Source organism: Microbacterium sp. UNCCL10 (genome assembly GCF_000746195.1).
In the GTDB taxonomy this organism is placed as follows: Bacteria; Actinomycetota; Actinomycetes; order Actinomycetales; family Microbacteriaceae; genus Microbacterium; species Microbacterium saccharophilum.
The window spans coordinates 1,271,734-1,284,554 of sequence record NZ_JQKT01000007.1; the positions used below are offsets into that span (position 1 = coordinate 1,271,734).

The window sequence follows — 12,821 nt, forward strand, 5'->3', positions numbered from 1 at the left end:
AGTGAGAGGGAGCCGACGGCATCCCCACACACCCAGGGAGAAGAGCACATGAAGCACATGCTGATCATGCGGGCCACCGCCGACGCGGTCGCGGCGTACGAGGAGATGGACTTCGAGACCGTCATCAACGCGATGGGCGCATACAACGAGGCCATGATGAAGGCGGGCGTCATGGTCGCCGGCGACGGCCTCGCGCCCGAGCCCGGCTACGTCGTCGACTTCTCCGCCGACCCGCCGCTGGTCACCGACGGCCCCTACGGCGAAGTGCACGAGCTGTTCAACGGCTTCTGGATCATCCAGACCGCCACCGCCGACGAGGCCGTCGAATGGGCCAAGCGCTGCCCGCTCGGACCGGGGTCGAAGCTGGAGGTGCGCCGCGTGACCGATGAGACCGACTTCGCGGATTACGCCGACAACGAGTTCGTGAAGAAGGAAGCCGGCTGGCGGGACGAGCTCGCGCAGCCATGACGCCGGCGGACGCCGCGCGCGCCGTCGACGCCGTCTGGCGCATCGAGGGCGCGCGCATCGTCGCGGCCCTCGCCCGCATGACGGGCGACCTCGGGTTCGCGGAGGACGTGGCCCAGGAGGCGGTGGCGGAGGCGCTCGCATCCTGGCCGGAGAACGGCATCCCCGCCAACACCGGCGCCTGGCTCACCGCGGTCGCGAAACGCCGGGTGATCGACGCCTGGCGGCGCCGGGAGCGCCTGGACAAGCGCCACCGCGCGATCGCGCACGACCTCGCGGAGGCCGTCGAGGACGAGTGGGAGCCCATCGACGACGACCTGCTGCGCCTCGTGTTCACCGCGTGTCACCCGGCGCTGTCGCGGGAATCGCAGGTCGCGCTGACCCTGCGGGTCGTCGGCGGGCTCACCACCGTCGAGATCGCGCGGATGCTGCTGGTCCCGGTCGCGACGGTCCAGGCGCGCATCACCCGGGCCAAGAAGACGCTCGCCGCGGCGCACGTGCCCTTCGAGACGCCCGACCCGTCGGAATGGCGGCAGCGACTCGATGGCGTGTTGAGCGTCGTGTACCTCGTGTTCACCGAGGGCTATTCCGCGACGGCGGGGGAGCGGTGGACCCGCCCCGACCTTGCGGACGAGGCCCTGCGCTTGGGGCGCGTGCTGGCGGGCCTGCTGCCGCGGGAGCCCGCGACGCACGCGCTCGTCGCGCTCATGGAGCTCCAGCGGTCGCGGTTCGCGGCACGGGAATCGCGGACCGGAGCCCCGATCCTGCTGGCAGACCAGGACCGGAGCCGATGGGACCAGGGTCAGATCGCGCGCGGACGCGCCGCCCTGCGCCGCGCCGACGCGGAGGCCGCGGCCCGCGGCCAGGGGAGAGGCGCCTACGCGCTGCAGGCTGCGATCGCGGAGTGCCACTGCGTCGCGCCCAGCGTCGAGCAGACCGATTGGGAGCGGATCGTGGTGCTCTACGAGGCGCTGGGCCGGATCGCGCCGAGTCCCGTCGTCGAGCTGAACCGGGCCGTCGCCGTCTCGATGGCCACGGGGCCGGCGACGGCGCTGGCGATCGTGGACGACCTCGCCGCGGCGGGGGAGCTGCGCGGGTCGCCGCTCCTGCCGAGCGTCCGCGGCGAGCTGCTGGCCCGGCTGGGACGCGCCGCCGAGGCGCGCGCGGAGTTCGAGGAGGCGGCATCCCGCACCGCGAGCGCGCCGCAGCGCGCGCTGCTGGAGGCGAAGGCGGCGGCTCTGGACTGACCCTCAGTCGGCGACGCGGGCGTACTGCGAGCCGGAGGCGGTGCGCTCCAGGAGCGCGTGGTCGACGAGATGGCGACGGAGCACGGCGACGTCGCCGCCGGGGGCGTAGCGCGCGAGGCGCTCGTTCACCTGCGTCTCGGTGAGCACTTCGCCGTGGCCGATGGCCCGGTCCGCGACCCAGCGCAGCAGGTCGCGACGCTCCGCCGCAGCCGCAGGGTAGCGGTCGATGCGGCCTGCGGCGTCGAGGAACCGGGTGATGTCGCCCTTGGCCGGACGCGGGCGTGGCGCGTCGCGGCGCCACACGTCGTTGCCCTGCGCGTCCGTGCCGGCGAGGGAGAACCCGGCGGCGCGCGCCGTCTCCGCGCTCTCCAGGTCGGCCGGGACGACGGCGAGCGCATACGACACCTCCGAGCCCCACGGTGCGAGGCCGAGGATCCGGCCGATGGCCCCGCCCACGACTCCCTGGGCACGGGCGGCCTGCACGACGGAGAAGGACAGGCCTACGGTTCCCCCCTCGAGCACGCCGTCGAGCCACCCGACGTCGGCGTCGTCGACCCGCAGCAGCCAGCGGCGACGATCACCGTCGTCGGACAGCGGGGTCAGCTCGAGCCGCACGCGGGTCACCCCGACAGGCTAACCGCGCGGCCGCCGTCCGTGCAGGGTCGCGGGCCGGCCGCGGGGCCGTGCGCGCGCATCTGCAGGACCGGCCGTGACCACTGGGACAGAAGTCGCCTCGTACGTCCCACGCGCCACACCCGGTCCTGCATTTCGCCGCGGTCAGCATCCGGCGACGGACCGGCTGCGCCGAGGGCGAAGACGGCCGCGCGACGGGGGAACTTGTCAGCATCAGCCATGCGTGATATCACTGTTCCATGAATGCCTTCGAGATCCTGGCGGATCCGGTGCGGCGCCGCATCCTGGAGCTGCTTTCGGCGGGGGAGTGCACGGCGGGAGAGCTGACGGCGGCGGTGCGTGACGAGTTCGGCATCTCGCAGCCCGCGGTGTCGAACCAGCTGCGCGTGCTGCGGGACAGCGGCTTCGCGCGCGACGAGCGGCGGGGATCGCATCGGCTGTACGCCCTGCGCGACGACGCGCTCGACGAGGTCACGGACTGGATCGACCGGTACCGCGGCTTCTGGCGGAACCGCCTCGACGCGCTCGAAACGGAGCTCGCCCGCGGCGCACGGGACGGAGGAGACCGTGATTGAGGAGTTCACGCGGAGCCTCACCGGCCGCGCGGGACAGCCCGTCCTGCGGTGGGAACGCCGCTACATGGCGCCGCCGAGCGAGCTGTGGTCGGCGCTGACCGAGCCGGAACGACTGCGCCGCTGGCTGGGTGAGGTGACGGGGGAGCGCGCGGCGGGGTACCGCATCAGGTTCGCCGACGCGCCGGACGCGCCCGCGCACGCGCGGATCGAGGAGTGCTCGCCGCCGAGCCGGCTCTGCGTCGCCTGGGAGTGGCAGGGGGAGCGGGCCAGCCGGGTCGTCGTCGACCTCGCGCCGGACGCAGACGGCACGCGCCTGACGCTCACGCACAGCCTGAACGAGCCCGATCACCTGCCGGATTACGGCGGGGGCTGGGAGCGGTGCTTCGCGACCCTCGCGGCGCAGTTCGGGGGCGCCGTGCCGGCGGACGACGAGCCCGCGCGGGCCGCGCGGTGGGGGGACATGCAGCGCCGAGCGGTCGATGTCGCGCTCGATCTGCCGGTGCCGCCGGAGCAGGTCTGGACCGCCTTCGCGACCGCCGAGGGACTCCGGTCGTGGTGGTGGACGCACTGGGATGACGTGGAGATCGCGGCCGACCCGCGACCGGGCGGCGCGTATCGCATCGCGGCGCCGGCCGCCGGCATCCTGCTCGAGGGCCGCTACCTCGAGCTCGAGGCGCCGACCCACCTGGCGTTCACCTGGCAGTGGACGGATGCCGACGGCACGTCCCGAGACGAGGCGTGCGACGTCGCGATCACCGCGACCGACGGCGGCTCCCGCCTCACGGTGCGGCATACCGGGCCCTGGTCAGACGAGGCGCCTGCCGAGAGCTACCGGCAGGGCTGGGAGTTCACCCTCGGCCAGCTCCGACGGACGCTCTCGGGCTGAGCCGGCAGCACCCGCGGGGCGGCAAACTGCAGGATCGGATGTGACGCGTGGGGCCCGTGACGCGTCATCCGCCCCAGGAGTCACATCTCATCCTGCCGTTCGCACGGCGACGTGCTCAGCGCCCTGTCTCGGCTGGCCCGGGGGACGCGCCGCAGCGCGCCGACACCCAGGCGGGGAGCGCCCGATATCACGCGAGCTGACATAATGTGCATTATCGGCTAATGGTTGTCACGGGGTCAGGAGGGCTGCGGCGGGGCGCCTAGGCTCGAGGTGTGCTGGACTCGCTCACCGGATTCGTCGTCGTCGGCGTCGCGATCCTCGTGGGCTGGATCATCGCCCGCATCGATCTGCTCGGCCCGCATGCGCGCCACGTCCTCGGCCGGCTCACGTTCTTCGTCCTTTCACCGTTCCTGCTGTTCGTCGTGCTGGCGCAGGCCGACGTGCACACGCTCTTCTCCGCGCTGCTGCCGGTCTCGGCGATCGCCGCGGCGGCGGTCTTCGTCATCCACGCCGTCGTGGCGCGGTTCGTCTGGCGACGGGATGCCGGAGAGACCCTCATAGGGACGCTCTCGGCCGGCCAGGTCAACTCCAACAACATGGGCATCCCGCTGTCGCTGTACCTGCTCGGCAGCGCCGCGTTCCCGGCACCCGTCATCCTCCTGCAGCTCCTCGTCTTCACGCCGCTGTCGATGGCCGCCTTCGAGGCGATCTCGACCGGTCAGCGGCGCGTCATCCCGATCCTCCGGCGGACGCTGACGAACCCGATCGTCGTGGGATCGGTGCTCGGCGTGGTCGTGTCGCTGTCCGGCATCCGCCTGCCACCGATCATCATGGAGCCGGCGAGCCTCGTCGCGGACGCCTGCATCCCCGTGCTGCTCATCAGCTACGGCATGTCGCTGCACGGCCAGCGCGTCCTGTCCCCGTCCGGCCGGCGCCGCGACATCCTCCTCGCGGCGACGCTGAAGCTCCTCGTCATGCCGGTCGCCGCGTGGACGGTCGCTGCCCTCGTCTTCCGTCTCGGGCCCGCGGATGTCCTCATCGTGACCGTGCTGGCGGCCCTGCCGACCGCGCAGAACGTCTTCAACTACGCGCAGCGCTACGACGTCGGCGAGACGATCGCCCGCGACACCATCCTGCTCACCACCGTCGGCTGCGTGCCGGTCCTGCTGGGCATCACGCTCCTCCTCGGCTGACGGTGCCCGCCGGATGCCGTAGCACCGAGGAAGCCCACGGGTCTACCCTGGTGCCACCTTCGTGCCCGAGACCTCGCAGAAAGGGCCTCCATGACCACCGACACCGACCTCGGCAGACCCGCCACCGACACCCTCCGCGCCGCCCTCGGCATCAGCGGCATGCTCGCCCTCATCGCGGGCCTGCTGATCCTCATCTGGCCGGGCAAGACCGCGCTGGTGGTCGCCGGCATCGTCGCGATCTACGCCATCGCGTCCGGCCTCGCGTACGCCGCGCTGGGCCTCTTCTCGCGCAACAAGGGCGGCTGGGCGCGTGTCGGCCACGTCGTTCTCGGCCTCATCTTCATCGTCGCGGGCATCGTCGCGTTCGCCAACCTCACCGCGACCGCGGTGTGGCTCGCGGCGTTCCTCGGCATCCTCGTCGGCATCATGTGGATCATCGAGGGCCTCGTGTCGCTGTCCACGCTGGGCGCCTCCGGGTCGCGCATCTGGACCGTGATCTTCGCGGTGCTCTCCATCATCGCCGGCATCATGCTGCTGTTCTCGCCGCTCTGGGGTGCCGTCGTCCTGTGGTGGCTGCTCGGCATCGGTGCGGTGGTGCTCGGCATCACGAACATCGTCCGCGCCGTCACCTACGGACGCTGACGACCGGACTCCTCAGGCCGTGACGGGCAGGTGCCTCGCCCACCACTCGAGGACGGCGTCGAAGCGCTGCACACGATGCCGCGGCTGTCCGGCCCGGGTGAGCTCGTGGTCCTCGCCCGGGAAGACGAGCATCTCGGCCGCGGTCCCCTGCCGCTTCAGCGCCGAGTAGTACCGGGTCGCCTGCTCCAGGGGGCACCGGTAGTCCAGTTCGGAATGCAGCACGAGCGTCGGGGTGCGCACCTGATCGACGACGGCCATCGGGCTCTGCGCCGCCATCTGCTCCGGATCGACGCCGACGTACTCGTCGCCGAAGAACGAGCCGATGTCGCTCGTACCCTGGAAGCTCACGGGGTCGAGGAACCCGCGCTCCACGATCGCGCCGGCGAACCGGTGCTCGTGCGCGATGATCCACGCCGTCAGGTATCCGCCGTACGAGCCGCCCATCACCCCGACGCGCTCCCCGTCGAGGCGCGCGTCGGCTGCCACGACGCCGTCGAGGAAGTCGATGACGTCGTGGAAGTCGACGGTGCCCATCGCCTGCCGGATGCTGCGACCGTGGGCGCGGCCGTAGCCGGCACTCCCCCGCGGGTTGCAGTACACGACGGCGTAGCCGGCATCCACGAGCACCTGCGTCTCGTCGAAGACATGTATGCCGTAACTGGCATACGGTCCTCCGTGGATCTGCAGGATGACCGGGAACGGCCCCTCCCCTTCGGGCGCGGCGACCCAGCCGTGGATCGGATAGCCGTCCCGGCCCGCGATCTCCCGCTCCTCCGGGAGCACGAGCCCCGCGCCGCGAAGGGGTGCGCCGAAGTCGGTGAGGGGGCCCCGGCCGATGAGAGCGAGCTCGCCGAAGGAGTCCGGGGTCGTGTACGCGACCACGATCCGCTCCCCCGCCGCGGCATGCCCGACGACCTCGACGGCGCCGGCGAACACCGGGGTCGTCGCGCCGTCCCGCGCGACGCGGAGCAGGGCCACCGTCCCGCGCGAGCGGTTCTGCATGAGGAAGTCGTCGCCGACCACGCTGATGTGCGAGCCGGCCTCACCGAGGTCGACGGCGTCCGGGTCGGTCAGCAGGCGCGGTCCGGCGGCGTCCAGCAGATAGAGGCCGACGGCGGGGGCGATGAAGTCGACCCGCCCTTCGCCGACGCCGCTGGCGAGCATCGCGACGGTCCCGTCCGCGGCGACCGCGATCTCGTCGACGGAGAGCAGCGCGGTCCGCGCGAGCACCTCGCGCGCCGGTCCCCCATCCACGGGCAGCGCCACGACACGCGAGCTCAGGTCGCGCCGGTCGTTCTCGATCTCGTCGACCACCGCGAGGATCTCGCTCCCGTCGGCGGTGAAGACCACGCCGCTGTACGAGGCATCGCCCTCGGTGAGGGGCACCGCGTCCGCGGCGACGAGCCGCTTCTTCGGCGGCTCCGAGCCCTCCGGTCGCACGGCGGGGGCCGGCTCGTAGAACGGCTCGGCGCCCGGATCGGGCACGTCGACGACGAAGACGTGGGCGGGCCGGTCGGCGAGGTAGCCGAGCCCGTTGGCGTGCCAGCGGATGCCGGTGATCCGCCGCGGCGCCTCGGCGGTCGGCTCGAGGCCCTCGACGGTGCCGTACCGGCCCTCCTCGGGGACGCGGGCGGTGAAGGCGAGGCGGGCGCCGTCCGGCGACCATGCGAACGAGCCGGCGCCGGCGGGCGCGTCCGTGACCTGCACGGGCTCCCCTCCCCCCGCTGCCACGACGAAGATCTGCGCCTTGCTCTTGGCGTCGGCGCGCAGGAACGCCACGAGGTCCCCGGCGGGCGAGAGGCGCGGCGTACTGTCCGCGACGCCCCGGGTCAGCCGCCGCGGCGTGCCGTCCGGCAACTCGACGCGCCACAGCTGGCCGACGGTCCGGTTGGCCGCGAGGTCGGGACGGGATGCGGCGAACACCGCGAACGCGCCGTCGGGCGCGATCGTGGGGCGCCCGACGCTGATCAGCTTGTCGATGTCGGTCGCGCGCATGCTCACTCTCCGCCGAACGAGCTCACGTCGCCGACGAGGCGGGTGTTGTCGGCGGGGACGGGCTCGACAGCCGCGAGCGCGACCTCGGCGGCGAACTCGGAGACGTTGTAGAGCTTGCCGGCCGATTCGCGGCGGTTCGCGATCGCGCCGGGGTTGGCGCGCTCGAGCAGGGTGGCCGTGATCGTGCCCTCGATCATGTCGCCGGAGACGACCACGAAGTCGATGCCGCGCTCGGTGAGCGCCGGGATGCGCTCGCGCAGGGCGTCCTCGCCGGCGCGCTTGGACTGGGCGACGACGTCGTACTCGGCCATGGTCGGGGTGGTCCGGATGAAGTGGGCCTGGTGGCTCGTGACGAACACGACGCGGGATCCGTCGTGCAGGAGCGGCAGGGCCGCCTCGAGCACGCCGATCTGGGCGTCGCGGTTGAGCGTGAGGGCGTAGTCCTCCGCCATCCCGCTCTCCATGCCGCCGGAGGCGTTCAGCACGAGGATGTCGAGCCCGCCGAAGCGCTCCTTCACGGCCGCGAACATCTCCTCGACGGATGCCGGGTCGGTGAGGTCCGCGCCGACGACGAGCGCCTCGACGCCGAGGTCGCGCAGCTCGCCCGCGAGCTTCTCGGCGCGGGGGGCCTTGTTGCGGAAGTTGATGACGACGTTCGCGCCCGCCTGCGCGAAGTAGCGGACGGTGTCGGCGCCGATGCCGCGCGAGGAGCCCGTGACGAGGGCGGTCCGCCCGGTGAGCGATCCGGCGGGAATGGGCTGGGACATGTGCTGCTCCTGCTGCGTCGAGTCGCCCACGGCATCCGCCGAGGGCCTCTGCGAGCCTACCAACCGGGGCATTCCGGTCCCGGTGTAGGGTTCGAACAGAACCACGCGGAAGGAGTGGGCGATGCTGCCGGATCTCACCGAGTACCTCTGGATCGCGTGGCTCGTGCTCGCCATCCTCTTCGTCATCATCGAGCTCCTGACCCTCGAGTTCACCTTCCTCATGCTCGGCACCGGCACCCTCATCGGCGGCCTCGGCGTGAACCTGCTGGGCGGCGTGTGGTGGCTCCAGGTGCTCGCGGCGGCGGCCGTGTCCGCCCTGCTGCTGTTCACCATCCGGCCGCTCCTCCTCCGCGCGCTGCGTCGCAGCAGCGCCCTCATCCCCTCGAACGTCGACGCCCTGTACGGCATCGGCGCCCGCGTCGTCACTCCGTTCGTCGGCGGCGACGGCTCCGTCCGCCTCGACAACGGCGAGACGTGGACGGCGCGCCTCGTCGGCGACCCGGCCGGCCTCGATGTCGGCGCCCGCGTGGTCGTCCGCGCCGTGCGCGGCGCCACCGTCGAGGTCGCCCCCGAAGAAAGGACCACCGACCATGGGTGACTTGGGAGCCTTCATCGGCCAGATCTTCATCGTCGTGCTGCTCGTCGTGGTGGCGATCTTCGTCATCGTCGTCGTGTTCCGCTCCATCCGGATCATCCCGCAGGCCTACGCCGGCGTCGTGGAGCGTCTCGGCCGCTACCAGCGGACGCTGAGTCCGGGGCTGAACCTGCTGGTCCCGTTCATCGACCGGGTCCGCCCGCTCGTCGACATGCGCGAGCAGGTGGTCTCCTTCCCGCCGCAGCCGGTCATCACGGAGGACAACCTCGTCGTCTCGATCGACACCGTCGTGTACTTCCAGGTCACCGACGCGCGGGCAGCGACCTACGAGATCGCGAACTACCTCGGCGCCGTCGAGCAGCTCACCACCACGACCCTCCGCAACGTCGTCGGCGGGCTGAACCTCGAAGAGGCCCTGACGAGTCGCGACAACATCAACGGGCAGCTGCGGGTGGTCCTCGACGAGGCCACCGGCAAGTGGGGCATCCGGGTCTCGCGGGTGGAGCTGAAGGCCATCGACCCGCCGCACTCGATCCAGGACTCGATGGAGAAGCAGATGCGCGCCGAGCGCGAGCGCCGGGCCACGATCCTGACGGCGGAGGGCTCGAAGCAGTCGCAGATCCTCGAAGCCGAAGGCCGCCGCCAGGCGGCGATCCTCGGCGCGGAGGGCGACAAGCTCGCCGCGATCCTGCGTGCGGAGGGTGAGGCCGCCGCCATCAAGAACGTCTTCGACGCCATCCACGCGGGACGTCCGAACGAGAAACTGCTCGCCTACCAGTACCTGCAGACCCTGCCGAAGATCGCCTCGAGCGCGTCGAGCAAGCTCTGGATCATCCCCAGCGAGATGACCGAGGCGCTCAAGGGCTTCAGCGCCGGTTTCGCGGGACGGACGACGGATGCCGCGGATGCGCCGCGGCCCGCGACCCCCACGGCCTCCGACACGACCCCGGATGCCCCCGCCGCACACATCCCTCCGCCCCCGCCCTCGGCGCCCGCCCCGTGACGCATCCGTGGTTCCAGGCGTCCGCGGCACCGCGGGTGCTGGCTCACCGCGGGCTCGTGCCGCCGGACGCCGAGGGTGTGGCGGAGAACACGCTCGCGGCCTTCGCCGCCGCGCACGCCGCCGGCGCGACGTATGTCGAGTCGGACTGCCATCTCACGGCCGACGGCGAGGTCATCCTCTTCCACGACGACGACCTCGTCCGCGTCGCGGGAGACCCGCGCCGCGTCGCGGATGTCGGGCTGCGCGAGCTGCAGGCCATCATGGGAACGCGCGGGGGCCTCCTGACCCTCGCGGAAGCGCTCGACTCGTTCCCCACACTGAGGTTCAACCTTGACGTGAAGGTTGAAGCCGCCGCCGCGCCGGTGGGCCGCGCGGTGGCCGCGCATGCCGAGCGGGTGCTCCTGACGAGCTTCTCCGACGAGCGCCGGCGCGTCGCCCTGCGGTCCGCGGCGGACGGCGGCGGCTCCCCCGCGACCTCCGGCGGCACGCGGACGATCGCGCGGGTCCTCGGCGCCGTCGCGAGCCGGTCGGAGCGACTCGCCCGGCGGGCGCTCGCCGGGGTGGATGCCCTGCAGGTGCCGGAGCGGCACCGCGGCGTCCGCATCGTCACCCGCCGCCTCCTGGACGCCGCCCACCGCTCCGGCGTCGAGGTGCACGTCTGGACGGTCAACGACGCCGGCGACATGCGGCGACTGCTCGAGATGGGGGTCGACGGACTCGTCACCGACCGCGCCGACACGGCGCTCGACGTGCTCTCCGGCCGCGCCTGACACGATCCCCTGGGGATCCGCTGTGAAAGGCCGCCGGGAGGCCGCCGTTCGGATGATCCACCCAGGTGGGGACGTTATACCTGAGGACGACGAGAGGACCATACGATGGCAGATCGCAGCCTGCGCGGCATCCGACTCGGCGCTTCCAGCCTACAGAGCGAGGAAGGCGTCGTGTTCCACGAGCGCGCCAATCACACCTACGTCTGCACGCAGTGCAGCCGGGAGACCGTCCTGACCTTCGCGGCCGACGCCGAGGTCCCCGAGGCATGGGAATGCCGCACGTGCGGCGGCGAAGCCGTCCTCCGTGTCGGAGACACCCTGGTGGAGGTCGACCACTCCGGCGACAAGATCGCCCGCACGCACTGGGACATGCTCCTGGAGCGCCGCAGCCTTCCCGAGCTGGAGGAGCTCCTCGAGGAGCGCCTCGCTCTCCTGCGCGCGCGGCGCGGTTCGGGCGAGAACGCCCGCCTCTCCGCCTGACGCTCAGACCACCGAGACGCCGGCCTCTTCGGAGGCCGGCGTCTTCGTCGTGCGCCGACGGCGCACCGCCCAGGCGACCGCGGCGATCGCGAGGACGCTCCCCCAGCCGAGGATGAGCTGCACCGCCGGCCCGATGATGACGGCGGGGGTCAGCCCGGTCCGCAGCGGCACGTCCGCGACGATCGCGCCGGCTTCGCCGGCCGGGAGCGACTCCAGCGTGGCGCCGTCCGGTGCGATGACCTGGCTCGTCCCGACGGTCGACAGGTTCACCACCGACCGTCCGGTCTCGATGGCGCGCATGCGCGCGAACGCCAGCTGCTGCAGGTTCTCGTCGGTGTCGCGGAAGTCGGCGTTGTTGGTCTGGAACATGTACACCTCGGCGCCGTCACGGGCACCGGACCAGATGACGTCGTCGTAGATGACGTCGAAGCAGATCGCCAGTCCGACCCCGATCCCGGCCACATCGAAGAACGGCGGGTTCGTCCCGGGGGTGTATTCGCGCTGGATGAGGCCGATGAGGTCGGGGGCGAGCATCTCGAAGAACCACCGGTCGGGGACGTACTCCCCCATGGGCACGGGATGCGACTTGTCGTGCAGCGCGACGGGATTCTCCTGCCCGGCCTCCCACACCATCGAGGTGTTGTACACGTCCTCGCCGCGCTCGGTGGCGGCGTTGACGACGAGGGGCGCGCCGACCGTGTCGGACAGCCGGTCGAGCGTCCGGGCGACCGAGGCGTTCGCGGTCGGGTCGGCGTCGATCCCGCCTTCCGGCCACAGCAGGATGTCGAGGTCCTCCCCGATCAGCGGCGCCGTCGCGTCGAGCTGCGCCTGCAGCACGGCGTACCGCTCCCGCTCGTCGAAGTAGCCCGCCGGGCCGTTGCCCTGCACCGCCCCGACGCGCGCCGATCCGGCATCCACCGTCGGGAAAGCGGGCAGCGCGACGAGGAGCAGCACGGCCAGCGCCGCCGGCAGCGCGGAGCGGATGTCCCGCCACGCGCCGAGCCGCACCCACTCGATGACGGCGGCGACGAGGAACACCATGACGAAGGTGAGCCCCGTGACCCCGGTCCACGAGGCGAGGTGGGCGAGCGGACTCTCGGACTGGCTCATGCCGATCCGCCCCCAGGGGAAGCCGGTGTACGGCCACGACCCGAGGAAGAGCTCCCGTGCGGTCCAGAGTCCCGCGACGAGCGCCGGCAGGGCGAGCAGGCGGCCCCAGCGGCCGGGCGCGACCTGCGGCATCCACCGGTAGGCGAGCGCGATGAGGATGGCGCCGAGCGCGCTCAGCAGCGTCTCGAGCCCGGCCAGCGCGAACCACGGCACGACGCCGAGGTAGCGGGTGATCCAGACGATGTGGATGAGGTAGAAGCTCGCCGCGAAGACGAGGCCGACGCCGAACGCGCCCCACGCCGTCCGCCCGATGAGGGAGACGAGCGAGAGCGCCACCCCGCCGAACGCGAGCGGCCACCAGCCCACATCGGGGAAGGCGAGGTCGAGGACGGGCCCGCCGGCCGCCGCGGCGAGGAGCGCGGCCCACAGGGGCAGCAGCGGGCGGGGACGTTCGGGCACG

14 protein-coding genes are annotated in these 12,821 nt (G+C 72.3%); 10 read left to right on the plus strand and 4 right to left on the minus strand.

The features are described from left to right. Positions 1-48: 48 nt before the first annotated feature. Complete coding sequence (locus BR85_RS06280) at positions 49-468, plus strand: YciI family protein (protein ID WP_028495758.1); 420 nt, start codon at positions 49-51, stop codon at positions 466-468. Continuing rightward, positions 465-1,712 carry an RNA polymerase sigma factor gene (locus BR85_RS06285; protein WP_028495759.1) on the plus strand — a complete coding sequence of 416 codons (1,248 nt, stop codon included), beginning with the start codon at positions 465-467 and terminating at the stop codon, positions 1,710-1,712. Before BR85_RS06280 ends, BR85_RS06285 begins: the two co-directional genes overlap by 4 nt. Before the next feature lie 3 nt (positions 1,713-1,715). On the opposite strand, the gene BR85_RS15650 is transcribed toward BR85_RS06285, so the two are convergent. Next, entirely contained in the window at positions 1,716-2,336 is a 621-nt protein-coding gene (locus tag BR85_RS15650) for a DUF2087 domain-containing protein (protein ID WP_051526176.1), read from the minus strand. Between the two features lie 248 nt (positions 2,337-2,584). On the opposite strand from BR85_RS15650, the gene BR85_RS06295 reads away from it, so the two are divergent. The 4 genes from BR85_RS06295 to BR85_RS06310 all read left to right on the plus strand — a co-directional run bounded on the left by BR85_RS06295 (position 2,585) and on the right by BR85_RS06310 (position 5,641). Beyond that, on the plus strand, positions 2,585-2,920 hold the full coding sequence (locus BR85_RS06295; protein WP_028495760.1) for an ArsR/SmtB family transcription factor: 336 nt from the start codon (positions 2,585-2,587) through the stop codon (positions 2,918-2,920). Then, a complete protein-coding gene (locus tag BR85_RS06300) occupies positions 2,913-3,806 on the plus strand; it encodes an SRPBCC family protein (RefSeq protein WP_051526177.1) in 894 nt (297 codons plus the stop codon). Before BR85_RS06295 ends, BR85_RS06300 begins: the two co-directional genes overlap by 8 nt. 272 nt (positions 3,807-4,078) lie before the next feature. Beyond that, positions 4,079-4,999 (plus strand): AEC family transporter, encoded by a 921-nt coding sequence (locus BR85_RS06305; RefSeq protein WP_028495761.1) that lies wholly within the window; start codon positions 4,079-4,081, stop codon positions 4,997-4,999. Between the two features lie 90 nt (positions 5,000-5,089). Beyond that, a complete protein-coding gene (locus tag BR85_RS06310; RefSeq protein WP_028495762.1) occupies positions 5,090-5,641 on the plus strand; it encodes an HdeD family acid-resistance protein in 552 nt (183 codons plus the stop codon). A 12-nt stretch (positions 5,642-5,653) separates the two neighbouring features. On the opposite strand, the gene BR85_RS06315 is transcribed toward BR85_RS06310, so the two are convergent. Together BR85_RS06315 and BR85_RS06320 are read right to left on the minus strand one after the other, a co-directional pair. Further along, complete coding sequence (locus BR85_RS06315; protein WP_028495763.1) at positions 5,654-7,636, minus strand: S9 family peptidase; 1,983 nt, start codon at positions 7,634-7,636, stop codon at positions 5,654-5,656. Positions 7,637-7,638: 2 nt separating this feature from the next. Beyond that, positions 7,639-8,403, minus strand: coding sequence for an SDR family oxidoreductase (locus BR85_RS06320; protein WP_028495764.1), 765 nt, complete (start codon positions 8,401-8,403; stop codon positions 7,639-7,641). A gap of 121 nt (positions 8,404-8,524) precedes the next feature. Between BR85_RS06320 and BR85_RS06325 the strand changes: the two genes are divergently transcribed. The 4 genes from BR85_RS06325 to BR85_RS06340 all read left to right on the plus strand — a co-directional run bounded on the left by BR85_RS06325 (position 8,525) and on the right by BR85_RS06340 (position 11,251). Then, complete coding sequence (locus BR85_RS06325; protein WP_028495765.1) at positions 8,525-9,001, plus strand: NfeD family protein; 477 nt, start codon at positions 8,525-8,527, stop codon at positions 8,999-9,001. Further along, positions 8,994-10,001: an SPFH domain-containing protein gene (locus tag BR85_RS06330; protein ID WP_028495766.1), complete on the plus strand. Its 1,008-nt coding sequence runs from the start codon at positions 8,994-8,996 to the stop codon at positions 9,999-10,001. The genes BR85_RS06325 and BR85_RS06330 overlap by 8 nt, the downstream gene beginning before the upstream one ends. Then, a complete protein-coding gene (locus BR85_RS06335; RefSeq protein ID WP_028495767.1) occupies positions 9,998-10,771 on the plus strand; it encodes a glycerophosphodiester phosphodiesterase family protein in 774 nt (257 codons plus the stop codon). The genes BR85_RS06330 and BR85_RS06335 overlap by 4 nt, the downstream gene beginning before the upstream one ends. A 105-nt stretch (positions 10,772-10,876) precedes the next feature. Then, on the plus strand, positions 10,877-11,251 hold the full coding sequence (locus BR85_RS06340; RefSeq protein ID WP_028495768.1) for an RNA polymerase-binding protein RbpA: 375 nt from the start codon (positions 10,877-10,879) through the stop codon (positions 11,249-11,251). A gap of 3 nt (positions 11,252-11,254) precedes the next feature. On the opposite strand, the gene lnt is transcribed toward BR85_RS06340, so the two are convergent. Beyond that, complete coding sequence (gene lnt / locus BR85_RS06345) at positions 11,255-12,820, minus strand: apolipoprotein N-acyltransferase (protein ID WP_028495769.1); 1,566 nt, start codon at positions 12,818-12,820, stop codon at positions 11,255-11,257. Between the last annotated feature and the right edge of the window lies 1 nt (position 12,821).

Coding starts and splice junctions, on each gene's coding strand:
- BR85_RS06315 (WP_028495763.1), bottom strand. CDS start 7,636: ATGCGCGCGACCGACATCGACAAGCTGATCAGCGTCGGGCGCCCCACG.
- BR85_RS06295 (WP_028495760.1), top strand. CDS start 2,585: ATGAATGCCTTCGAGATCCTGGCGGATCCGGTGCGGCGCCGCATCCTG.
- BR85_RS06325 (WP_028495765.1), top strand. CDS start 8,525: ATGCTGCCGGATCTCACCGAGTACCTCTGGATCGCGTGGCTCGTGCTC.
- BR85_RS06320 (WP_028495764.1), bottom strand. CDS start 8,403: ATGTCCCAGCCCATTCCCGCCGGATCGCTCACCGGGCGGACCGCCCTC.
- BR85_RS06285 (WP_028495759.1), top strand. CDS start 465: ATGACGCCGGCGGACGCCGCGCGCGCCGTCGACGCCGTCTGGCGCATC.
- BR85_RS06280 (WP_028495758.1), top strand. CDS start 49: ATGAAGCACATGCTGATCATGCGGGCCACCGCCGACGCGGTCGCGGCG.
- BR85_RS06330 (WP_028495766.1), top strand. CDS start 8,994: ATGGGTGACTTGGGAGCCTTCATCGGCCAGATCTTCATCGTCGTGCTG.
- BR85_RS06310 (WP_028495762.1), top strand. CDS start 5,090: ATGACCACCGACACCGACCTCGGCAGACCCGCCACCGACACCCTCCGC.
- BR85_RS06340 (WP_028495768.1), top strand. CDS start 10,877: ATGGCAGATCGCAGCCTGCGCGGCATCCGACTCGGCGCTTCCAGCCTA.